The organism is Sporosarcina sp. UB5, from assembly GCF_050859005.1.
Classification (GTDB): Bacteria; Bacillota; Bacilli; order Bacillales_A; family Planococcaceae; genus Sporosarcina.
This window is the reverse complement of the sequence record NZ_CP125984.1, coordinates 3,215,599-3,237,112: the sequence shown is the minus strand read 5'-3', so window position 1 is coordinate 3,237,112 and position 21,514 is coordinate 3,215,599. Positions and strand designations below refer to the sequence as shown.

The window sequence follows — 21,514 nt, the reverse complement described above, 5'->3', positions numbered from 1 at the left end:
AAATTGCTAGAAATTAAAGGGGGAAACGAAATGGAGAAATCAGTAAAGCGTTTTATGATAGGGGTCGCATTAGTATGCATATCCTTATTTCTAATTGGATGCGGCACAAGTTCTACAAACAAGAGCAGTTCAGGTGGGGATGAACCAAGCGGAAAACGGAAATTAATCGTCGGAACGGATGCAACGTATGCGCCAATGGAGTATATGGATGAAAAGGGGAATATTGTCGGAATTGATATCGATATTGTGAATGCTATCGCAGAAGCTGCAGGATTTGAAGTTGAATATAAAAACTATGGGTGGGAGCCGTTATTCCCTGCAGTTGATAATGGGGAAGTCGACTTTGCGGTTTCTTCAATAACGATTACTAAGGAAAGGGAGCAGTCTTTCGATTTTAGTGATCCATATTTCGTAGCGAACCAATTGATTCTAGTACCTGAGGATTCAGATGTCGAGTCATTCGAAGACTTGGTAGATAAGAGGGTTTCGGTGCAAATCAACACAACAGGGCATCATGTTGTAGCAGACCTATTAGGAAAAACAAGCTCAAAAATTGTTGCAACTGAAACGATGCCACTTGCAATCACTGAGATGATTAACGGAAATGCGGATGCCTCTGTAGGTGATAACGCTGTAATTATTGATTACAAAGCGAATAACCCGAATGTGAAATTAAAAACGATTGAAGATGACAGTTTTGAAAAGGAATATTACGGATTAATGGTCAAGAAAGGAAACCAGGAAATACTTGATCTTCTAAATGAAGGAATTGAAATAATCAAGGCAAACGGGAAACTGAAAGAAATCACTGGCTTTGATGTGGAGTAATTGTTGATTTGTAAACAGCAACTATTCACATCCAGGAGGTGATGATCATGGAGCTTTTTGGTATACGATTTGAGATGATGGAAAACATTTGGAGTTACCGGGAACTATTCATTCGGGGAATTTGGGTCACTCTTGGATTGACGGCTGCAGGATATATTGGAGGGTTCATTTTAGGATTGATTGTCGGGTTAGGGAAGTTGTCAAAACGAAAATGGATTTACTATCCTGCGAAGTACTATGTCGATTTTTTTCGAGGAACTCCATTATTGGTGCAAATCCTATTAATCCACACAGCGCTGATTCCCAGTCTTTTTGGGCATTCCTTAGGTTACTTTGTTTCCGGGGTGTTAGCACTTTCGCTAAACAGTGCTGCATATAACGCAGAAATTATCCGCGCTGGAATTCAATCGATTGATAAGGGGCAGATGGAAGCTGCCCGTTCGCTCGGTATGCCACATAGCACTGCCATGAAATTAGTTATACTGCCACAAGCGTTCAGGAGAATGATTCCACCGCTTGGCAATGAATTAATAGCTTTGCTAAAGGACTCTTCACTACTCATGGTTATCGCTGCTAGTGATATACTTTATGCAGGCAAAGTAGTTGCAGGTGTCTACCAAAGATTTTGGGAGCCATATTTAACGGTCACCGCCCTTTACCTCATTTTGACGTTCATCTGTGGAAAACTCATTACGTACATCGAAAATAGGTTCAGTAATAGCTATGTCCCTTCCACTAGAAGATCTATTTTTTCAATGAGACGATCTGCAGCGGGAGGGGGATCGAGATGATAAAAGTGAGGAATTTGCATAAATCGTTCGGCAAACTTGAAGTGCTAAGGGGTATTGACTACGACATTAAAGAGAAGGAAGTCATCTGTGTAATCGGTCCAAGTGGATCAGGGAAAAGTACATTTTTGAGATGCATTAACCTTCTGGAGGAAATTACTGCGGGCGAAGTGTTCATAGATGGCGTGAAAATCAATGACCCGAAAACAAATATTAATGATATTCGGCGGGAAGTTGGGATGGTCTTTCAACAATTCAACTTGTTTCCTCATATGCGGGTCATCGATAATATAACGATATCACCGATTAAAATTCGAAAAATGAAACAAGAAGATGCTGAAGAGTTAGCGCGCCAACTTCTTGAAAAAGTCGGGCTTTCCGATAAGGCAAACGTCTACCCGGAACAATTATCTGGCGGGCAAATGCAACGTGTTGCAATTGCAAGAGCGCTTGCGATGAAGCCAAAGGTCATGTTATTCGATGAGCCGACATCTGCACTAGATCCGGAAATGGTGAAGGAAGTATTGGATGTTATGAAACAATTGGCTGTCGAAGGAATGACGATGGTCGTCGTCACACATGAAATGGGATTCGCAAAGGAAATGGGAGATCGAGTGTTATTTCTGGATCAAGGCTTATTAGTCGAAGAAGGAACACCTGATGAAATCTTTTCGAATCCAAAGCATGAAAGGACGAAGGCTTTTTTTAGTAAAATTTTATAGTTAATAGAGGGGCTGTCCAGAAAGTGATTACTGTGACGGCTCTTTTTTATTTTAATTGGCCGGCGCCCAAAGCAAGCCTCCCCGCGCTCAAAGCATGCCGTCCCGCGCTCAAAGAGACCCTCCCCGCGCTCAAAGAGAGCTGTCCCACGCTCAAAACGAGCCGCCCCGCGCTCAAAGCAAGCCTCCCCGCGCTCAAAGCAAGCCTCCCCACGCTCAAAGAGAGCCGTCCCGCGCTCAAAACGAGCCACCCCGCGCTCAAAGTAAGCCGTCCCACGTTCTAAGCGACTCCCCCAATAATAACTTTTGTGCCAAATATCGCATATCATGATAAAAAGTAAGCGTTCAGGAGGGGTATCATGTATTATCCATATCTCCATCGACAAACTAGACAACCAGTCCGTTCCATTACTGTTGTAGGTCAAGGTGAGGTTTTTGCTATACCGGATATTGCTACTATACAAGTGGAAGTCGTCACGGTGAATGAACAATTGAGTGTAGCGCAACAGGAAAATGCAACAACTATGAATAACGTCATCCAATCGCTTTTACGCTTAGGTATACCACGAGAAAATATCCAAACAGTGTCGTACACCATTTTTCCGAAGTATGATTATGTGAATGGAGAACAGGTTTTCAGAGGCTATGAAGTGAGTAATGCAATCTCTGTAAAGATTACTGATTTTGAACAAGTTGGGCGCATCATTGACACGGCTGTAGAAAATGGTGCGAATCGGGTTTCAAATATCCAATTCTCAGTGCAAGATGCAGAACGTTATAAGCAAGAGGCGATCGTTCGAGCTTTACAGAATGCCCAAACGAAGGCCCGGACAATTGCCAATGAGTTGCAATTGCAAGTAGAACCGCAGCCAGTCAAAATAGTTGAGGAACAACAAGGCGTACAGCCTGTTCCGTTACAAACATTTGCGAGAGCGGAGCAAATGACAACGCCAATAGAAGGTGGCCAGATTGTTATCACCTCAACGTTAAGAGTTCAATTTCAATATTGACAGGAAAAGCCGGATCCAGAATGGGGTTTCCGGCTTTTCTTTTTGTATTTGAAGGTATTTTCAAACATTTCGTTGAATGTAGTAGTAGATACTAAAAGAGAGAGGAAGAAAAAACCGGAATGCATTTGAATTACATTGAACTCGGCAATAATGAAGGCCCTCTCCTCGTGTTTATCCACGGGGGCGGTGTTGGAGGCTGGATGTGGGACAAGCAAACCGCATATTTCAAAGAGTACCATTGTTTGGTTCCGACATTGCAAGGGCATGGAGGCGGAAGTGATGAAACCTCATTCTCTATTCGTGAAAATGCGCTTGATATAATTCAGTTGATTGAACAAAAGAATGATGAGAAGGACGTACATATTATAGGGTTTTCAATTGGGGCTCAAATCTGTTTGGAAATCGTAAGTCTTGCGCCTAATCTTATTAGCACCGCTATGATCAACAGTGCGGTTGTTGTTCCAATGATGTACATGATTCCCTTCATTGCCCCGACGGTTAAGATGACATTTCCACTGATTAAGAACAAGACATTTGCGAAAGCTCAAGCGAAACAACTATATATGGATGGCGAGTATTTCAAAAATTACTATGAGGATAGTTTAAAAATGAATCTCACCACGCTTATTAACGTTCTCAAAGAAAATATGGCTTACTCACTTCCGGAAAACATTTCGAAAAGCGCTGCGCGGATATTAGTAACTGCTGGAGAGAAAGAGAAGGGGCTAGTGAAGAAATCTGTTCGAAAAATCGTCGAGGTTAACGAACATTATGAATATTTCTTCGTCCCAGATATTGGACACGGTTTTCCGGTAGCTAAAGCGGATCTATTCAACGAGGTATTGGAAGGTTGGATCGTGCATCAAAAAGTGCATAAGCGATAACGGAGGGGAAGCAGTTGGCGAAATGGGAAGTGCTCAATAGTGAATACAAGTATAAATCACCATTCGGCAATTTAAGGAAAGATACATGCCAAATGTCTAATGGAACAGTTATTGAAAACTATTACGTGAACGAGTATGCGGATTGGGTGAATGCAATCGTATTGACGGAGGATGAAGAGATTGTCCTTGTAAAGCAATATCGACATCCCGGCAACGATTTTTATCTTGAAATACCGGCCGGAAAAATAGAGGAAGGTGAATCGTATGAGGAGGCGGTTCGACGTGAAGTCCGGGAAGAGACTGGCTATGTTTCGGAACAACAGCTGATTCATCTAGGAGAGTTTATGGTCAATCCTGCTACTCAGACGAACAAGGTAATTACTTTTCTAATGACCGATGCAAAATCAGATACATGACCAAGATTTGGATGAGACAGAAGCTCTGGAAGTAAAACATTTTCCTTTTGCTAGCATGGGAGAAATGATTCGGAACAAGGAAATTACACAATTGTTTACAGTCACAGCCTACCATTTAGCAAAAGATATTATTAGAAATGGAGAAATGAAGGTTGAAAAAGAAATTTAACCACGCACTCGTCATTGGTGGCACAGGCATGCTAGCAGGTGTATCAATATTCTTGGCTAATGAAGGGTTTTCTGTATCTGTCATCGGTCGATCAGCAGCAAAGTTTGAACGATTGAAAGCAAGCAGTCCTCCTGATTCAATCTTTCCGACCCAAGTTGATTACTATTCGGAAGCGTTATTTACAGAAGTCGAGAAATCGATTGCCAAGCGAGGACCATTTGATTTGATCGTAAGCTGGACACCTAATTATCTTGCGCTTGAACAGATTTGCAAAATGAATGATCAAGCAACATCGTTCCGCCTCATCCATGTAAAAGGAAGTCGTCGGTATTTTGAAGATGAGGAAATTCGAATTCCTGCCAATTGTATATATGAAAAAGTGTTCCTTGGTTTTGTAAGAGAGGATGGAATTTCGAGATGGTTGACACATAAGGAAATTGCTAGTGGGGTCATTCAACAAATTGTTGATAACACGGCTGACAGGATAATTGGTCAACTGCATCCATATAGTGAAAGGCCGAGCTAGGGGGATTTATTTTGCTGAAACGCAAATACGGCAGTCGATATGATTGGAAGCGAATTGTGGAGAGAAGATATGCAGAAAAATATATTTCTACAACACAATTTACTGGGTACGTAACTCTGCTTGATATGAATGAAGTAGCCAAACCTCTCTACATGACATATAGGGGAAGGACGGTTTGCATCGCAAATAAGGGATACAGATGGTTGCAGCATTTCCCGGATGGAAAGCATTTTTCCCTGACGACGGTATTTGATTCAACCGGCCAAATTGTCCAATGGTATATCGATATTTGCAGAGAGAATGGCTATTGTCCAATAAATGGGCCATGGATGGATGATTTGTTTTTGGATCTGATCGTGTTGCCTAGTGGGGAAGTAATAGAGAAAGATATTGACGAATTAGAAGCTGCGCTTAACAGTCAAATCATATCAGACGATGAGTTTGCACTTGCTTGGGCAGAGTTTGACAGAATTAAAACGATAGTAGTCGAAAACAGATTCGATCTTCTTAATTTGACAAAGCAGCATTTTGATCTGATGAAAAGGAATGATTTATATGGAAGATAGATTTCAAGTTACGGAAATAGAACGAGAGAAAGTGTTGAAAAATTATTTTAGAAAAGGAGTAGATGGTCCGCTTGATACTTTTCCAAGCAAAGAAAAAAGGAAGTACATCATTGCCCAAGAAATAATAAAACGATTTGAAGTTGGAAAAATGTATTTGGAAAAAGAGATAAACACGATGCTTAAAGAAATCCATCCTGATTTTGCGACCATTCGACGTTTTTTCATCGACTATGGCTTAATGAATCGTAGTGACGACGGGAAGGAGTATTGGATTGGAAATAAGTAAGCTAGATAAAAGTAATCAGGATGTATTGATTACACTTAACACATTCATCGATAAAGTGTTTTGGGAGAATAGTGATTTGAAGGCGCGGATGAACAGCAGCTTTTCTGCCAAATTTCATAACGATATTTATTCGGCACAAAAGGATGAGGAAGTACTTGCTGTAGCTTCCACCCATAAATCTTTTTGGCATCCAAATTGTATATATGTCCAACTTGCTTATAACTTGGATGGAGTCGATGTATTAGCTCTTCAAATCATCATTACTGAGCTGGAAAATAAATATGAACAACCTTTGTTTTTTCTGCTGGACGACAGATTTTCTCAGGTGAAAGATCTTTTAACCCGAAACCAGTTTAGGATGATTAGAAAGACGGAGATTATACATATCGAGCCAACTTCGCCAAAAGGTGAAACGGTGCAGGATGAACGAATTTTATCAATCAGAGAAATACGTACGAACGAAGCGAAAATGGATTGTTTTGTTCAGCTATGTAAAAAGGTGTATACAGAAACACATTCCGACAACCCTGTCGCTGACTTTCCGATTGAGAGCTGGAGGAATGCTGCAATGAATGGTTTGATGGAAGAACATAGCTATGTCATGGTAAATGGTTTGGAAATTACAGCTTTTAGTCTATTGTATGAGTCCGATGAGGACAGTTGGGAATTGGGATGGGTAGGTGTGGATGACACTTCCGGAATCAATAATTTAGACAAGTTGATTCGAAAACAATTAGAGGATGCCGTAAAGCACAATATTTCATACATTGAAAAAGAAGTGGATTCCACATGTCCTTATTCGCTGCATATTTGTGAATCCGTTAATTACGAAGTAGCGGAGACATTATACGCTTATATGAAATGAGGTTATAAGATGAATATCGTAATAGAATCACCAAGAGATAATAATGATTTGGCCGCGTTTCTTGCGAAAATGAATGTAGTGCCGAGTCGACATATAGGTTATTGCGGGGAATCAAAAGAGGAAATATACGACACGCTCACTAGCAATTTCTCAGACTTAAATTTAGCAAATTCTTTTATGGTAGCTTACGAGGAGAAAGAAATTGTGGCTGCCATCGGACTGGATGTCGATTTGGAAGACAGGAGCGCGGAAGTATGGGGGCCTTTTGTGAGCGAGGAGTTTATTCATACTGATCTTGTCAATAAACTTTGGGAGAAAGTGACTGCTCTATCGGCCTCGCAAGTGGATCGATATAACTTTTTCCTGAACCGTGAAAACGCGTATGCAAAAGAATTCTCCGTTTCTCAAGGCGGTAAATCACAGGGACAACATACAGTTCTAACAGCCAAGAAAAATGAATGGAAAGGAACCATTGAAGAAGAAGGAGTAATAGAATACAACTCCGCTTATGCAGATGGCTTTGCAGAATTGCATAGACAAGCTTTTCCTTCCACATATTATAGCGTACAAACGATTCTTAAACGATTAAGTGAAAAGAAAAAATTGTTTATTGCGACTAGAGATGACCAATTGACTGGCTATGTTTATATTGAAGTAGCTCCCCAGCATGGTGAAGGCTCTATCGAATACATTGCCGTTTCAGATCGATTCCGCAGACAAGGGATTGGCAAAAAACTGCTGACTTTTGCAATGGGAAAATTGTTAGCATATGAAGAAATAGAAGAGATTTCTATATGTGTTGAGAATGAAAATGAGATATCTATAAGACTTTATCAAGCTGCTGGGTTCAAAGTAAAGCATGAATTGATTCATTTAATAATCGACAAAAAGGCAGTCGTATTATGATTCATAGCAAGAAGGATGTCATCCGTTTGATTTCTGAAGACAAGTGGATGATGGATATTTTACGAAGTGCACAGTCTTTGAATTTACCAGATTGGTGGGTGTGTGTGGGATTCGTGCGATCGAAGATTTGGGATGAACTGCATGAATTTAAAGAGAGAACACTATTACCGGACATCGATGTAATTTATTTCGATAAATCAAATGTAGATGAAGAGATTGAAAAACACTATGAAAATATTTTGAAGCAACGTCATCATACTATTCCGTGGTCTGTTAAAAATCAAGCAAGAATGCATACTGTGAACAATGACCGTCCCTACTCGTCGTCTTCTGAAGCAATAGCCAAGTTTCCTGAAACAGCTACTGCATTGGGCGTGAAGCTGGATGAAGAAGGAAAAGTCATGTTGACTGCTCCGCATGGAATAGAAGACGTGATCAACTTCACCATAAGGCCAACACCTTACTTTAGTGAAACAGAAGAGCGGATGGACTATTATCATCTACGAGTTCGCAAGAAGAATTGGAAGTCGATATGGCATAAGGTTGAAGTATTACAAGTGGAATAGAGCAAGGGGGGCATATTCATGAAATTCACTATAAAGAATTCATTATTTACAGCGATAGTTTCCGAACTGCATAAAATATGTTCGAGTAAAAGTCTGCTCCCAATCCTATCTGGTATAAAGATCGAAGCAACTCAAGATGGCATTGTTCTAACAGGTGGAAACTCGGAATTATTCATTGAAAAGATAATTCCTTTACAGATAAATGGGGAAACAGTTGTTGAGGTACATGAAGTGGGAAGTGTTGTTGTATTGTCAAAGCATTTTATGAACCTCTTAAGAAAACTCCCGGATGATATTGAGCTATCATCTGACAATATGCAATTAGTTCTCATCAAGTCCGGTTCTATTGTAACGAGAATGAACGGCTTAGCTGCAGTCGATTATCCAAAACTGCCGGAAATCAAAATACTTCATTCTGTTGAAGTTGATGTTGCATCACTAAAAGAAGTGATCAAACAAACAATTTTTGCTGTCTCCAAAAGTGAAGCGAAACCAGTGCTTACTGGTGTAAAAATGGAGTTTGAAAAGAACAAACTTACTTGTACCGCAACTGACTCCCATCGTTTATCACGTAGAGAGATGCAGATTAACTTCAATGAAGGAGCTCATTCAGTTGTTGTTCCAAGAAAAAGCTTGATGGAACTTCTCCAGCTGAATGAATCCAGCTTTGCCACAGTACATATATCGATTGCGAACAATATGATTGTGTTTTCAACAGAAAATACGAGCTTGTATTCCGTATTAATTGAAGGGAAATACCCGAACACCCAATCATTAATTCCTACAGATTTTGTGACGAAGATTACGATGAGCACGAAAGAATTGATGGCGGGGATTGACCGAGCTTGTGTTTTCTCCGAGGAATGGAAGCATAACAATGTTCACTTGGCTCTGATGGACAATGGCATCTTGAAAATAACAACAAACTCAGCAGGAATAGGAATGATTGAAGAACAACAGAAAATAAGCAAGGTGGATGGGGTACCTGCTATTGATATGACCTTCGACGGTCGGTTTTTTCTTGAAGCGTTAAAAGGGATACAGGAAGAACAGGTGACAATCAGTTTTTGTGGAGTGATGAAACCTGCGACCATTGAGCCGGAAAAGGGTAATTCTTATGTACAATTGATTTCACCGTTACGAACATGATTCAGGGGGCTTAGAAATGGGATATGTTGAAGAATTGCGTAAGTTAGTTGGGCATCGGCCGTTGATATTTGTCGGTTCGGTTGTAGTCGTTATTGATGAACTGGGAAGGATATTGCTGCAACAGCGGAAGTTTCCGGAAGGTACTTGGGGAATCCCAGGTGGATTAATGGAATTAGGGGAATCTACAGAGGATGTGGCGAGGCGTGAACTATTCGAGGAGACTCAGCTGGTAGTGGATGAAATGACATTGATCAATGTTTACTCGGGTCCCGAACATTTCATTCGGGCTGCAAATGGCGATGAATTCTATGTCGTCACAACCGCCTATTATGCGGAAAATGCAAAAGGTGACTTGGTGATTGATCAGACTGAATCCATTACTTTTAAATATTTTTATCCCCATGAGTTGCCTAACAATATCGTTAAAAGTCATAAGGACATATTGGATGAATTTCTATTGAAGTATTATCCATTCTTGAGTACGGTTAACTAAATATCGTTAAAAGGGAGATGGTTGAATGAAGCAGTGGACAAAGGAAATTGAGATTAATGCACCAATCGACCGAGTGTGGAAGTATCTTGATGGTTCATTAGAAAACATGCAAAAAATTATGCCGCAAGTTGTTTCAAATGAACCTGTCACCATTACAGAAGGAATGGTTGGAAGTGTGTACTTGCAGAAATATAAAGAAGGCAAGCGTGTAATGGAATATGAGGTCGAAACTCTAGACTACTTAGACACTCCAAATGAAAAAAAGCTGAAAGTCGGTTTTACACTTGGTGGAATGTTTGAGATAACTGCTCGTTATGCCCTTGTTAAGATTGGTGATGAGAAAACTAGATTTAGTTATACAGCTACAAATAAACCGCTGAAATGGTTCGTGAAGTTATTTTTGCTTTTTGGAAGTGATAAAGTCGTTGTGGATTTTGTTGAACGAGTGAAAAGGGTTGCGGAAAAAGAGGTGGGCAATTAATGAATCAAGCAGCAAAGAGTTACTGGGAGAGTTATTGGGGTGACAAAGAACGTCCGGCATCAGTTACTGCTTGGATGTTTGGCGATACGCCGGACGAGCTAGCACAGTTGGTCATTGAGGAAAAGAAGACAGCAACATGCTCAGCTCATGTACTGTATGAATTGGAAAATGAACCGCTCCCGACAACAGAGGATTATAGCATCATTTTGAACAGTAAAGAGGAACCCGTTGCAATCATTAAAACAACTGATGTGTCGATTGTCCCTATGAATGAAGTAACAGAGGAGTTTGCGTTGGCGGAAGGTGAAGGCTCCTATGAAGAATGGAAAGAGATTCATGACCGTTACTTCAAATCAGAATTATTGCCACGTGGAATTAAATTTTCTGAGGACATGCTTCTCGTTTGTGAAAGATTTACTTTAATCGATGTGAACAACCGAGAGAAATTTTAATAAATCAGGGGGAACATGGGGTATGGGGTATATAAGTGAATTGAGGGAACTAATTGGAACACGTCCAATTATAATGGTCGGTGCGAATGTAATAGTAGTGGATTCTGAGAATCGATTGCTTTTACAACTACGGGCAGATAATAACTGTTGGGGATTGCCTGGGGGTTCAATGGAGCCAGGGGAATCTCTACAAGAGGTGGCAAAGCGTGAACTATATGAAGAATGCAATTTAGTATCCAATCACCTTGACTTTTTGAATATTTTCTCTGGTGAACAATTTTATTATAAATATCCCCATGGTGATGAAGTTTTTAATGTCATTGCCACTTTTGTTTGTGCGGATTACGAGGGTGAATTACGGGCAGATCAAGATGAAGTGTTATCATTACAATTCTTTTCGATTGATGAACTCCCAAGTAACCTAAATCACCCGGAAACTCCAATTATCCATGAATTTATCCATATGAGGGGGAGAAGGATTGAAAATTATCCGATTGGATGAAATTGAGGGGAAAAACACTTACGAGGGGGATGAGAGAATGGAATGTTTCATTTGCAAGAAACATCGGGGTGAACTTCAAACAGATGGTATTACAATCTATGAAGATGATTATGTTTACGTAGGACATATTGATAATAATGGAGAATCAGGTTATTTAGGACATCTGATGATTGATTTGAAAAGGCATGCACCGACACTTGGAGATATGAATCAAGAAGAAGCGGCTGCCTTTGGAAGTATTATGGCACGCGTGAGCAAGGCGCTCATGGTTACTGAAGGCGCGGAGCATATTTACTCTCTCGTTTCCGGAAACGCCGTTCCTCATTTGCATATGCATATCGTCCCGCGTTACCCGGGCACACCTGAACAATATTGGGGACCGATGTCTGTCCGTGAATGGTCCGACGCTCCGATTGGGGGAAATCATGAAATCGTCGAGCTTTGTGAACGAGTACGCTCATACTTGGAGAACAACGATGCGCATTAAGTTTTCATGGGTTGGAAGTGAAAAGAATTTTATCGACGAGAAAGATGTTCAGTCGGTAGATCGTGTTACCATTGGGCGATTTGGTGGGAATTCTTCTGCAGGACAGTACAAGAATGAGGATGGCTGCATCGTGTGGATAGGAGAGGATTGGGAATTTGCTGCGATTTTAGATGCACATTATAGTGCTGAAAGTGCTGAACTTGTCATCCGGACATTAGAAGAGTACGAACAAGAACTTATTAGGATGATAGCTGAGCCAGGATTTCACCATGTGGAAGAAAAGCTTCTGACGATATTCCAAAGTGATGAATTTCTTGATCAATGCAAGAAGGCCAAAGGAGAAACAGCTTGTCTGATCTGTATTCGAAAAGAAAATTATCTTTGGTGGTTTTCCGTTGGAGACTGTGTCGTTTACGTCTTCCATCCTGATTTAATCGCTCTCGGTCAATTTCAATTGAATCAAAGGCAGTTTTATGAGTGGATTGGTCAAGTGAATACGTTCGATAAAGCAGTTCCTTGCTTCTCGTCAGGCGTTCGGGAATTAAGGAAAGGGGTCAATCGAATATTCATGACAACAGATGGCTTGCTTGAATGCCCAGGGGAACCCTTTTCCAACCCAATGGACTTGGTGGATATATTGGATGCTAAACAATTTGAAGTCGCCTTTTCCATGATTCTGAAAGAAATTGAAAAGAACAATGTAAGGGACAGTACTACGATAGTTGCATGGACGGTTGAAATTTCGAAACAAGGCAGTATTCCGAGCGATTTTAATAATAAATAAGTTCCTTACAGAAAGCATCAAGGGAATTACCTAAATTAATTCAATTATAAAGTAAGTTCCACCCCTACATCGAATTAGCTGATGTAGGGGTATACTATATCTAATGTTATCAAAGTTGCTTTTTCTTCTTTGCCTTTCGCAGCTCGGCGAATTCCTTTGCAATTTCTTCTTTTACTTCACTCGGTTTGATTTTTTGCTTTTTAGGTGTTTGTGGTAAGGAACGGGTATTGTTTCCGCCTGTTTTATGTTCATCTCTTCCCATTACAGTCGCTCCTTTCAATTTGCTATCCCCCATACTATGGCTTTTCGTTGTCGTTTTATGCTGAATCGGGCACATTTCACGAACCTCTGAATATGCTGAACATGAACGTCAAAAATGTTTGGAGGCTTACGTTGAATGGTAAACATGAATAACAATAATAATTGGGAAAATAACTGGAGAAATCCAAGGTTTCGCAGAATTTCAATTACCCAAGCGATGGAGGTTGCGTTAAACCGTGTTCCTGGTGATGTCATCAAGGCTGAATTGGAATTTGATGACGGTGTTTTGCTTTATGAAATAACAATCCGCACAAAAGAGGGCGTTAGATACGAAGTGAAAGTCGATGCAGTAACAGGTCAGATTATCAGCTCTAAACAGGACTAAACGTGACCGGACCTCCCGTTTAGATTGGTATGGATGGGGCATGCTTACAAAGACCATACTTTGAGGAGGTTCGGGATATATGTCACTAAGTGAAGAACTGAAAAAACTGAGGGAGTTCAAATGTGATTCCCGTTGTGTATTGAGTGTGTATTTAAATACGAACCCTGCTGATCCGGAACAGCAGAATGGCGCTTGGCGAATCCATTTGAAAACCGGTTTGAAGCGTATCGATGAGTATTTGGAAGCATCTGATGATGAAAAAGAAATAAAGGCGTATAAAAAACTGAAAGAAAAAGTGACGAAAGAAATTGAAGACAACCAAAACGACTTTAACAAAGGGGTCGTTATTTTTGCGTCCGAAGATCCTGAATTATGGTCCGTCCACTATGTACAAGTGCAAGTGAAAACAAGTTTCCACTGGGAAGACCATCCGGTAATTGAGGAATTGGAGTATATGTTAAAAGCGTATCCAGAGGCGGGCGTTATTATGCCGAGCTTTGGCGAAGTTCGCATTTTGGATACTGCAATGGGATTCGTCAATGGAGAGAGGAGTTATGCGTTTGACTCTGGTCTGGAAGTGTGGAAAGAGCAGAAAGGTGTAGTTTCGTCACTCCAACGAGGTGTCGGTGGCAACAATCCAGATCAGCTTGATCAGCGACTAAAAGAAAATCTTGAACGATTTTATAAAGAAATGGGCACCATTGTTGAAAAGATGCGGAAAGAACTTAACTGGAAGGAATTATACGTCGTCGGAGAAGCGGAATTGGCAAACTCGTTTGTTAAAACATTACGCATTAAACCGAATAACTGTATTTATAAAAACCTAATCAATATCGAATCGAATAAAGTGCTCCATCAAGTTTTTGAAAAATAGCTTGACCTTAAAACCGTTCCTCTTGAAGGAGCGGTTTTATTCGTTACAGATAATTACCCATCAACATATCATAGAGAAAACGCTTGATGGGAGGTTGAACGATGGGATTATTTTTTAATAAGAAGAACCACTCGGATCTTTACAAAGGCAGCAATATTCCTGAAAGAAATCAGGCCGTCTATCGAACCGATTCCTTATCAGAAGCAATGAAAGATCAAACGAAGGCATTCGAAGCAATGCATGACAAATATAATGAAATTGAAAAACAACTTCAACATCAGAGAAGAATTCAATCAGATCGTTGGAAAATGACAGGGGCCCGTATCGATGAAATATTGGAACGTCAAACCCGACATCGACAATTTGAACAAGAAGCGATCGAAACATTAGAACGTTTGGATCGAAAACATAAAGAGCTTCAACAATCGATTGAAAATAAAAGGAAAATGAATGAAGAGCTTGTGAAACAAATTAATATACTGAATGAATCAAACGGCGAAATAGCAGAACGGTTGGATAAATTCGAAGCAGACCAAAAGAGACTCCTTACAAAGATGGATGTGCAAATTGAAAAGCAAGACCAATTCTCCCTTTCACTTGAAGAGCAGAAAACGGCTCAAACTGAACTAGCGGAACGAATGGAACGAAACGAAGGATTGATTGAAAAAATGATGAGACAAATGGATTTCTTAAAGTCGGTCATTTTCGAGCGATCGCATTTTATCGCAGAAAAAATTGACAAGAGCTATAAGCTTACAACGACGTATATGAGTAGTTTAAGAGGAAAGTCCAATCAATCCGAATCAAACTAAAGGCTGTTTTAATTTACCCTACCTCCTGAAAAATATTGCCTGTGAAAGGTCTTTGCCTAGAGCACGCATCATTTTTATATCCGTTCAATATAATAGGGGGGAAAGGGGGTTATGAAAAATTGAATGAAAAAGAAAAAGAAACACGAACTACAACTGATCAGCCACCGGAAAAGACAACGCACGCCAAAGCGGAAGGCAACAAAACATCTAGTGGACTAACAGAAAACGTGGGAGGATTACTCTGTTATATTTTTATTATCGGTCTTATTTTTCTCTTCGTGGAAAAAGAAAACCGTTTCATCCGATTCCACGCACTACAATCCGTATTTATGGCGATTGCCATCTTCCTGATCAGTATCGTCTTGGGATTCGTTCCTCTCGTTGGTGCTATTGCTAGTCTGCTTTTAAGTCCGCTCGCATTAGCGCTGATGATCTTTATGATGTATCAAGCTTACCAAGGCAACTATTATAAGCTACCATTCATTGGGGACGTGGTGGAAAATCAATTGGAAAAGCCATAATGAAAAGCCGCATTCGGATTAAGATATCTGAAGCGGCTTTTTTGTGTTCAACTAATAATTCATTCCCCCAACCATAAAAACAAATAACCAAAATAAAACTTTCATCGCCAATGTGATACTCCCCAAGATGATGCCTGCAACTGCCATCCCTTTACCGATGTGCATTTTATTCCCTGAGACACCGAAGATGATTGCCAGGATGCCGAGCAGATAAGGAATGATAGGAATTAGATTTAACACAACTCCTAAAATCCCTAACACAAGTGAACTAATCGCCATTCCGTTAGTTTGCTCGTTTTCCCTTTCCATTAAATTCACCCCCACTCTCACAGCGTATGCTACATATACGAACGAATTGAGTGTTATGATGTAACATTCTGACGAGGTGGTGAAATTGTATTCTCAATCCCAATCCTGCCTCTGCAAATCCTCTGCAACGAGTTGTAAATCATCGGCGGAAATCGTAAGTACCTCGTAATCACTCGTCTCCGCAAATTCCAATGCCATCTTCTTCATAAACTTCGGGGAACCGTCATTTTCCTCGTCATAGACGATCAGAATCCCATCGGAATTCCGCAATAAAAACTTATCCCGCTCAATGAATTGCCAAGGGGCTTCGTAAGGGCGTTTCGTTAAACTAACGCTGTAATCCGCATGCGCAAGGATAAAATGATACGCTTCCTTTTTCGCCTCGTTCCAATTCTTCTCCTGTTCTTGAAAAGGAGTGATAACGGCAAATTTCAACTCTGGATACATATCTTGTAAGTCAATGACTGTTTCTGCAGCCCACGTTTCCACTCCCGGTTGGCCGCTAATAATTACCCATTCAAGTCCGCTATCAAGTAGGGGAGTCAATCGGTTTTCCAATGCCTTTTTAATAATTCCGATGCCTGGGTGTTTATCATTGAAAATCCCTAATTCATGTGCTTTATAGCCTGTTATGACAAGTCTTTTAATCATTTACTCATTCCTTCGATTGCGGCATGCGCCAATTTAGAAATGACCATATCATCCATTGGTGGATTATGCAATCCAGCCCGTACATCCCGGTAATAGCGTTGTAACGGATTGGTTAGCTCCAAGCTTTTTGCGCCAACGACACGCATCGCTTGATCGACAATACGAATTGCGGCATTTGTTACGACATGCTTCGCTGCCCCTAATTCCTGATTCATTGCTTTGCGACGTTCCGAATTATCGTAAGCCCCAGCAACACTGTATAGGAAGTGCCGCGCTTTCATTAATTCTAAGTCGATGTGTCCGATATGGCTTTGGACATTTGGCAATTCAGAAATCGTTCCTTGAATGCTATTCGGACTATATTCAACAGCAAACTTTACGGCATAATCTCGGGCAGCTTGAGCGATTCCTAAATAGCAGGCAGGAATATGGAGTAGCCATCCATTTAATTTTTCTCCGCGTGGCCCTTCGCTGAACTCGACGAAGTCTTCCTCACTAACTGTTACATTATCTAAAACTAAGTCATGGCTTTCCGTACCACGCATGCTAATCATATTCCAAGTTTCTTTAATCGATACGCCTTCGCTTGTTTGGTCAACGAGGAAGAAGCCGGTACCTTCTCGCTCTTCAATCCATGCCGAAACGAGTGCATGAGTGAGGACGGGCGACATTGAAGTGAAATTTTTCTGTCCATTAATGACCCAATGTCCATCCTTTTTGACCGCCGTTGTTTGCGGACGTCCACCGCGCGTCGGACTGCCGGTTTGGGCTTCACTTACCGCGCGGTTCACTAATGCGCCGTTCAAAACCTCTTTTGCAAACCGTTCTAAATTGTTCTTTTCCCATAGCTCATTTGCATAAAGATCGCCGACGACGCCTTGATGCCATCCTATCGATAATCCGGTTGCACCATCGTAGGATGCAATCATCTCCTGCATAAGGATCATATCTGTGACAGAAATTCCGCCCCCACCATATTCTTTCGGTAGTGTAAGTTTCGAATAGCCCATTACAACGAGCGATTGTATATTTTCTTTCGGAAAGGCGGCAAGTCGGTCTGTCTGTTCTGCTGAGGCCCGTATGGCATTTTCAAGCGTAGTTAATTTTTCCATCCATTCTCTTTGTAAATCTGTTGTGATGAAAAGCTCCTTTGACATGTAGACACATCCTTTATTCAACAAATGCATTATGTCTATTATACGTGACGAGTCATCGTTTGTTGGAAAATAGATTTCAAATGTCTTGTGATTAAAATTAGTTCCATACAAGCCTAAAATGTTTAGTTCTCCTCGAATTTAGGAACAGTTAAGGAAGACAACAATTGAGGAGGATTGCAAATGGATGCAAAAGAAACAGCACGTAAAATACTGGATGAAAGCTATGTCGGCACGATGGCGACTGTTCAACAAGGCAAGCCTTTCAGTAGGTATATGACATTTTTTAATGAGGACTTTACGCTCTATACGGCGACTTCAAAAGAGACCGATAAAGTGGATGAGCTTGAGAGGAATCCGAATACGCATATTTTAATTGGCTATGATGGTGAAGGGTTTGGGGATTCGTATTTGGAAATTATGGGAACGGTAACGATTTCTGATGAGGAAAGTTTGAAAGAGAAGGTGTGGAATGATCATATGAAGCCTTGGTTTACTGGTCCTGACGATCCAGATCTCGTCATTCTAAAAGTCACCCCTGATTCGATGCGACTTATGAATAATAATGGAGAAGAACCTCAAGATATTCAATTTTGAAGAGGAATCCCTTGCTGATGTTTAGGCAAGGGATTTTCTCTACGTATTACTCATTCAATTTCCAAGTTGCATAATTCAGGGCCAAAGCAAAAACGACCCATCCGATATAAGGAATCATTAGTGAACCTGCAGTCCGGTCAACCTGGTAAAATTCATACATCGTCAATGCGATGGCTGCAAGCAAAATGGTCATTTCAACAAGGGCAGCGCCTCTTAGTCCCCATCTGAAATATAAAAACGACCACAAATAATTGAGACCGAGCTGCATTTCATAAACGGGGATTGCGCTCTTATGCCCATACCCTTGCTCCCTTTTTTTCTCTACTCGGTACTTTGCAAGTCCCATCATTCCATAAAGGGCAGTCCAAACGATTGGGAATGTTGCAGGGGGTGGTGAGAAAGAAGGCTTGTCGAGCTTGGCATACTTTTCCTCGGCATTCCGATTTGCTAACCATCCTGTAATAGATCCACCGATAATTGGGATAAGAATACCGATAGCTAACCGCTTTCTATCCATCCGACCGTTCACGTTTAAAAGTTCCACTGTACCACCTCCTTAGTTACGTACATCGTTCCCATTAATGATGCAATAAAACAAAATAACGAGGTCAAGTATGCGCAATAATAAAAAAAGTATTGATTCCATAAATTCTACGCTATACTATTACAATATTCATCGGAGAATTTGCAGAGAAGGTAGTGATTAAATGAAACAACGTGAGCAATGGACGTCGAAGATAGGATTTGTATTAGCGGCGGCTGGAAGTGCAATTGGACTTGGTGCTATTTGGAAATTTCCATATATGGCGGGTACGAATGGCGGAAGTGTATTTGTACTGTTATTCATCATTTGTACATTGGCAATTGGATTGCCAATCTTGCTAGCTGAATTTGTCATCGGTAGGAGGGGACAGCATGATGCTGTCACATCATTAAAAAGATTGGCTCCAGGAAAGCCATGGTTTTTGATTGGATGGATGGGGTTACTCAGTTCCTTTATCCTATTATCATTTTATAGCGTTGTAGGTGGGTGGATTTTATCCTACTTGGTAAGGGCGATTCTGTTTCGTCTTGATGTTGCTGATTATGGTGGACTTTTTGGCGCGATTATTGCGAATCCTGCAGAAGTGCTAATTGCGCAAGCTGTGTTCATGATTTTGACGATATGGATTGTCCAAAGTGGGGTTTCTGGCGGAATTGAGCGGGCAAGCCGGTGGATGATGCCTTTGCTTTTCATCTTCTTCATCGTCTTGGCAATACGATCATTGACACTCGAAGGGGCGATGGAAGGGATTCGCTTCCTATTCGTTCCAGACTGGTCGTATTTAACAGGTAAGACATTCTTGCTTGCGCTTGGACAGGCATTTTTCTCATTAAGCGTCGGTGTCACAGCAATGATGACGTACGCATCCTATTTGTCGAAAGAGGAGCGCCTTGGGCAATCCGCTTTCAATGTTTCCATATTGAATATTTTCATCTCGCTACTCGCGGGTATCGTCATATTTCCGGCAGTATTTGCACTTGGGCATTCGCCAGCTGAAGGGCCTGGCTTGATCTTTGTCGTATTGCCTGCGATTTTCAATGAAATACCGTTTGGAGGATTTTTCATAATTCTGTTCTTTGTTTTATTGTTATTCGCTACGTTGACGTCGTCCATCGCAATGTTGGAAATTGTTGTCTCGACAGGGATACGTCAGAAACTGGAGCGGAGAAGAACAGCAGCTTGGGTTTTCGGATTATTAATTTTCATCGTCGGAATTCCAAGTGCTTTATCATTTGGCTTCTTATCAGATGTGAAGATGCCAGGGGGAACTTTCTTCGATTTTGCGGATATTTTAACTAGTCGGATTGGTCTACCTTTAGGTGCACTTCTCACCTCAATCTTTGCGGGCCTTATATTAACGACTGCAGAAACGGCTGATGAGCTTAAAATGAATCCATTCTTGCATCATACGTGGAAATTCATCGTCCGTTTCATTGCACCGCTAGCAATTATTATTATTTTTATCGCATCGTTTGTAAATTAATAAGTCATAAAAAGCATTTCTTCATAATGAAGGATGCTTTTTATTTTTGATGAAATAGAAAGGAGAATGCAAATAACGCGGAGAATTCTATTCATTAAGAAATTGAAAAGGAGAGATCATATGGAAGTAAAAACGATAGCTACTTTTGAATGCGAAATTGTTCAAAAGGAATACCAGTTGGTTGGCCAAAGCATAACAGCAAATTTTCCAGAGTCGTTCCCGGATGCTGCTATCAAAGTTCAAATAAATTTTGAGAAACGGGTGGATGAAGTTAAATATTGCAAGAACAAGCAAGTTCTAATTAGTCCGTATATGTGCAATGATATCGTCGCCACTTATTTCGCATGTGTGGAAGTCGATGAGCTTACGGAAATACCTGAAGGGATGATCGGAATAAAACTTCCGATGACGGAATATGCCAAAATTAGTTGTTCCAATAAGACGATTGGTGAAGGGTATTCCAAATTATTTACGTGGATGGGCGAGAATGGATACAAGCAAAAATGGTACGACAAATCATTTCCAATTGAGATCTTTTATCTTGAAGAGGGAGCCGAGGAAGAAGTCGTTGAAATATTAATACCGATCCATTGATAACAAAATCGGCTATCCGTAATGATGGCCGATTTTTTCTTCTTGCGCATATAAGCATATAATTATATGATACTAACGAGGAGTGAAGATAAATGAAAACAACAGAATCGATTGATTTGCAAAAGGCATCACAAATATTAAAGCTTCTCGGTGATAAGACGAGATTGACGATGATGAAATTGCTTGAGTCACATGATTGCTGTGTGTGTGAATTTGTCGAGATCTTTAAGATGAGCCAGCCTGCAATTAGTCAACATCTACGGAAATTGAGGGATATTGAGTTGGTGAAAGAGGAGCGAAGGGGGCAGTGGATTTTTTATTCAATTAATCAAGATCATGAAGATTATCCATTGATCTCAAGTATTTTAAATCACTTACCGGATCAGGATGACTCAATTTCAGAGTTGGTAGCGCAAGGTTTGCGGATTTGTTGTGAATAGGGAGGAAGACTT

34 protein-coding genes are annotated in these 21,514 nt (G+C 40.7%); 28 read left to right on the top strand and 6 right to left on the bottom strand.

The window, feature by feature from the left end:
• Nucleotides 1-30: 30 nt before the first annotated feature.
• From QM454_RS16335 to QM454_RS16325, 3 genes are read left to right on the top strand one after another with little or no spacing between them, the layout of a single operon-like run.
• Nucleotides 31-828 carry a basic amino acid ABC transporter substrate-binding protein gene (locus QM454_RS16335; RefSeq protein ID WP_432359939.1) on the top strand — a complete coding sequence of 266 codons (798 nt, stop codon included), beginning with the start codon at nucleotides 31-33 and terminating at the stop codon, nucleotides 826-828.
• A 47-nt stretch (nucleotides 829-875) separates the two neighbouring features.
• Entirely contained in the window at nucleotides 876-1,619 is a 744-nt protein-coding gene (locus tag QM454_RS16330) for an amino acid ABC transporter permease (RefSeq protein WP_432359936.1), read from the top strand.
• Nucleotides 1,616-2,338 carry an amino acid ABC transporter ATP-binding protein gene (locus tag QM454_RS16325; RefSeq protein WP_432359934.1) on the top strand — a complete coding sequence of 241 codons (723 nt, stop codon included), beginning with the start codon at nucleotides 1,616-1,618 and terminating at the stop codon, nucleotides 2,336-2,338. Before QM454_RS16330 ends, QM454_RS16325 begins: the two co-directional genes overlap by 4 nt.
• Nucleotides 2,339-2,384: 46 nt before the next feature.
• On the opposite strand, the gene QM454_RS16320 is transcribed toward QM454_RS16325, so the two are convergent.
• Nucleotides 2,385-2,612 carry a hypothetical protein gene (locus QM454_RS16320; RefSeq protein ID WP_432359932.1) on the bottom strand — a complete coding sequence of 76 codons (228 nt, stop codon included), beginning with the start codon at nucleotides 2,610-2,612 and terminating at the stop codon, nucleotides 2,385-2,387.
• 82 nt (nucleotides 2,613-2,694) lie between these two features.
• On the opposite strand from QM454_RS16320, the gene QM454_RS16315 reads away from it, so the two are divergent.
• The 17 genes from QM454_RS16315 to QM454_RS16235 all read left to right on the top strand — a co-directional run bounded on the left by QM454_RS16315 (nucleotide 2,695) and on the right by QM454_RS16235 (nucleotide 12,877).
• Nucleotides 2,695-3,345 carry an SIMPL domain-containing protein gene (locus QM454_RS16315; protein ID WP_432359929.1) on the top strand — a complete coding sequence of 217 codons (651 nt, stop codon included), beginning with the start codon at nucleotides 2,695-2,697 and terminating at the stop codon, nucleotides 3,343-3,345.
• 119 nt (nucleotides 3,346-3,464) lie between these two features.
• Entirely contained in the window at nucleotides 3,465-4,229 is a 765-nt protein-coding gene (locus QM454_RS16310; protein ID WP_432359927.1) for an alpha/beta fold hydrolase, read from the top strand.
• A 14-nt stretch (nucleotides 4,230-4,243) separates the two neighbouring features.
• Nucleotides 4,244-4,645: an NUDIX hydrolase gene (locus QM454_RS16305; protein ID WP_432359924.1), complete on the top strand. Its 402-nt coding sequence runs from the start codon at nucleotides 4,244-4,246 to the stop codon at nucleotides 4,643-4,645.
• A 7-nt stretch (nucleotides 4,646-4,652) separates the two neighbouring features.
• The gene (locus tag QM454_RS16300; protein WP_432359922.1) at nucleotides 4,653-4,814 is read left to right on the top strand and encodes a hypothetical protein; all 162 of its coding nucleotides are present in this window, start codon (nucleotides 4,653-4,655) and stop codon (nucleotides 4,812-4,814) included.
• A complete protein-coding gene (locus tag QM454_RS16295; RefSeq protein WP_432359920.1) occupies nucleotides 4,798-5,340 on the top strand; it encodes a short-chain dehydrogenase in 543 nt (180 codons plus the stop codon). Before QM454_RS16300 ends, QM454_RS16295 begins: the two co-directional genes overlap by 17 nt.
• 11 nt (nucleotides 5,341-5,351) lie before the next feature.
• On the top strand, nucleotides 5,352-5,906 hold the full coding sequence (locus QM454_RS16290; RefSeq protein ID WP_432359917.1) for a DUF402 domain-containing protein: 555 nt from the start codon (nucleotides 5,352-5,354) through the stop codon (nucleotides 5,904-5,906).
• Nucleotides 5,896-6,192, top strand: a complete 297-nt coding sequence (locus QM454_RS16285; protein ID WP_432359914.1) for a DUF2087 domain-containing protein — start codon at nucleotides 5,896-5,898, stop codon at nucleotides 6,190-6,192. The genes QM454_RS16290 and QM454_RS16285 overlap by 11 nt, the downstream gene beginning before the upstream one ends.
• Entirely contained in the window at nucleotides 6,179-7,057 is an 879-nt protein-coding gene (locus tag QM454_RS16280; protein ID WP_432359912.1) for a hypothetical protein, read from the top strand. Before QM454_RS16285 ends, QM454_RS16280 begins: the two co-directional genes overlap by 14 nt.
• Before the next feature lie 9 nt (nucleotides 7,058-7,066).
• The gene (locus QM454_RS16275) at nucleotides 7,067-7,963 is read left to right on the top strand and encodes a GNAT family N-acetyltransferase (protein WP_432359909.1); all 897 of its coding nucleotides are present in this window, start codon (nucleotides 7,067-7,069) and stop codon (nucleotides 7,961-7,963) included.
• Nucleotides 7,957-8,529, top strand: a complete 573-nt coding sequence (locus QM454_RS16270) for a nucleotidyltransferase family protein (protein WP_432364066.1) — start codon at nucleotides 7,957-7,959, stop codon at nucleotides 8,527-8,529. The genes QM454_RS16275 and QM454_RS16270 overlap by 7 nt, the downstream gene beginning before the upstream one ends.
• 18 nt (nucleotides 8,530-8,547) lie before the next feature.
• On the top strand, nucleotides 8,548-9,678 hold the full coding sequence (gene dnaN / locus QM454_RS16265) for a DNA polymerase III subunit beta (RefSeq protein ID WP_432359906.1): 1,131 nt from the start codon (nucleotides 8,548-8,550) through the stop codon (nucleotides 9,676-9,678).
• A 16-nt stretch (nucleotides 9,679-9,694) separates the two neighbouring features.
• Complete coding sequence (locus QM454_RS16260) at nucleotides 9,695-10,171, top strand: NUDIX hydrolase (protein ID WP_432359903.1); 477 nt, start codon at nucleotides 9,695-9,697, stop codon at nucleotides 10,169-10,171.
• A gap of 25 nt (nucleotides 10,172-10,196) precedes the next feature.
• Complete coding sequence (locus tag QM454_RS16255) at nucleotides 10,197-10,652, top strand: SRPBCC family protein (RefSeq protein ID WP_432359900.1); 456 nt, start codon at nucleotides 10,197-10,199, stop codon at nucleotides 10,650-10,652.
• A complete protein-coding gene (locus tag QM454_RS16250) occupies nucleotides 10,652-11,104 on the top strand; it encodes an ASCH domain-containing protein (protein WP_432359897.1) in 453 nt (150 codons plus the stop codon). The genes QM454_RS16255 and QM454_RS16250 overlap by 1 nt, the downstream gene beginning before the upstream one ends.
• A gap of 22 nt (nucleotides 11,105-11,126) precedes the next feature.
• Nucleotides 11,127-11,606, top strand: a complete 480-nt coding sequence (locus QM454_RS16245; RefSeq protein WP_432359894.1) for an NUDIX hydrolase — start codon at nucleotides 11,127-11,129, stop codon at nucleotides 11,604-11,606.
• A 37-nt stretch (nucleotides 11,607-11,643) separates the two neighbouring features.
• A complete protein-coding gene (locus tag QM454_RS16240; RefSeq protein WP_432364064.1) occupies nucleotides 11,644-12,093 on the top strand; it encodes an HIT family protein in 450 nt (149 codons plus the stop codon).
• A complete protein-coding gene (locus QM454_RS16235) occupies nucleotides 12,083-12,877 on the top strand; it encodes a protein phosphatase 2C domain-containing protein (protein ID WP_432359892.1) in 795 nt (264 codons plus the stop codon). The genes QM454_RS16240 and QM454_RS16235 overlap by 11 nt, the downstream gene beginning before the upstream one ends.
• Before the next feature lie 109 nt (nucleotides 12,878-12,986).
• On the opposite strand, the gene QM454_RS16230 is transcribed toward QM454_RS16235, so the two are convergent.
• Nucleotides 12,987-13,214, bottom strand: a complete 228-nt coding sequence (locus QM454_RS16230) for a YfhD family protein (RefSeq protein WP_432359889.1) — start codon at nucleotides 13,212-13,214, stop codon at nucleotides 12,987-12,989.
• A 60-nt stretch (nucleotides 13,215-13,274) separates the two neighbouring features.
• Between QM454_RS16230 and QM454_RS16225 the strand changes: the two genes are divergently transcribed.
• The 4 genes from QM454_RS16225 to QM454_RS16210 all read left to right on the top strand — a co-directional run bounded on the left by QM454_RS16225 (nucleotide 13,275) and on the right by QM454_RS16210 (nucleotide 15,730).
• The gene (locus QM454_RS16225; protein WP_432359886.1) at nucleotides 13,275-13,523 is read left to right on the top strand and encodes a PepSY domain-containing protein; all 249 of its coding nucleotides are present in this window, start codon (nucleotides 13,275-13,277) and stop codon (nucleotides 13,521-13,523) included.
• Nucleotides 13,524-13,602: 79 nt separating this feature from the next.
• Nucleotides 13,603-14,397, top strand: coding sequence for a VLRF1 family aeRF1-type release factor (locus QM454_RS16220; RefSeq protein ID WP_432359883.1), 795 nt, complete (start codon nucleotides 13,603-13,605; stop codon nucleotides 14,395-14,397).
• Between the two features lie 101 nt (nucleotides 14,398-14,498).
• Complete coding sequence (locus QM454_RS16215; protein ID WP_432359880.1) at nucleotides 14,499-15,209, top strand: hypothetical protein; 711 nt, start codon at nucleotides 14,499-14,501, stop codon at nucleotides 15,207-15,209.
• Between the two features lie 119 nt (nucleotides 15,210-15,328).
• Nucleotides 15,329-15,730, top strand: a complete 402-nt coding sequence (locus QM454_RS16210) for a DUF4870 domain-containing protein (RefSeq protein ID WP_432359877.1) — start codon at nucleotides 15,329-15,331, stop codon at nucleotides 15,728-15,730.
• Nucleotides 15,731-15,781: 51 nt separating this feature from the next.
• On the opposite strand, the gene QM454_RS16205 is transcribed toward QM454_RS16210, so the two are convergent.
• From QM454_RS16205 to QM454_RS16195, 3 genes are all read right to left on the bottom strand, one after another.
• Entirely contained in the window at nucleotides 15,782-16,039 is a 258-nt protein-coding gene (locus QM454_RS16205) for a DUF4190 domain-containing protein (protein ID WP_432359874.1), read from the bottom strand.
• A gap of 93 nt (nucleotides 16,040-16,132) precedes the next feature.
• A complete protein-coding gene (locus QM454_RS16200) occupies nucleotides 16,133-16,690 on the bottom strand; it encodes an SLOG family protein (RefSeq protein WP_432359872.1) in 558 nt (185 codons plus the stop codon).
• Nucleotides 16,687-17,847 carry an acyl-CoA dehydrogenase family protein gene (locus QM454_RS16195; RefSeq protein WP_432359869.1) on the bottom strand — a complete coding sequence of 387 codons (1,161 nt, stop codon included), beginning with the start codon at nucleotides 17,845-17,847 and terminating at the stop codon, nucleotides 16,687-16,689. Before QM454_RS16195 ends, QM454_RS16200 begins: the two co-directional genes overlap by 4 nt.
• Nucleotides 17,848-18,027: 180 nt before the next feature.
• On the opposite strand from QM454_RS16195, the gene QM454_RS16190 reads away from it, so the two are divergent.
• Nucleotides 18,028-18,441: a pyridoxamine 5'-phosphate oxidase family protein gene (locus tag QM454_RS16190; protein ID WP_432359866.1), complete on the top strand. Its 414-nt coding sequence runs from the start codon at nucleotides 18,028-18,030 to the stop codon at nucleotides 18,439-18,441.
• Nucleotides 18,442-18,487: 46 nt separating this feature from the next.
• Here QM454_RS16190 and QM454_RS16185 read toward each other — a convergent pair whose 3' ends face one another.
• Nucleotides 18,488-18,985 (bottom strand): TspO/MBR family protein, encoded by a 498-nt coding sequence (locus tag QM454_RS16185; RefSeq protein ID WP_432359863.1) that lies wholly within the window; start codon nucleotides 18,983-18,985, stop codon nucleotides 18,488-18,490.
• A gap of 163 nt (nucleotides 18,986-19,148) precedes the next feature.
• On the opposite strand from QM454_RS16185, the gene QM454_RS16180 reads away from it, so the two are divergent.
• The 3 genes from QM454_RS16180 to QM454_RS16170 all read left to right on the top strand — a co-directional run bounded on the left by QM454_RS16180 (nucleotide 19,149) and on the right by QM454_RS16170 (nucleotide 21,502).
• Nucleotides 19,149-20,468, top strand: a complete 1,320-nt coding sequence (locus tag QM454_RS16180) for a sodium-dependent transporter (RefSeq protein ID WP_432359860.1) — start codon at nucleotides 19,149-19,151, stop codon at nucleotides 20,466-20,468.
• 120 nt (nucleotides 20,469-20,588) lie between these two features.
• Nucleotides 20,589-21,062, top strand: a complete 474-nt coding sequence (locus tag QM454_RS16175; RefSeq protein ID WP_432359858.1) for a GyrI-like domain-containing protein — start codon at nucleotides 20,589-20,591, stop codon at nucleotides 21,060-21,062.
• Nucleotides 21,063-21,154: 92 nt separating this feature from the next.
• Nucleotides 21,155-21,502, top strand: coding sequence for an ArsR/SmtB family transcription factor (locus QM454_RS16170; protein ID WP_432359855.1), 348 nt, complete (start codon nucleotides 21,155-21,157; stop codon nucleotides 21,500-21,502).
• Nucleotides 21,503-21,514: the final 12 nt, after the last annotated feature.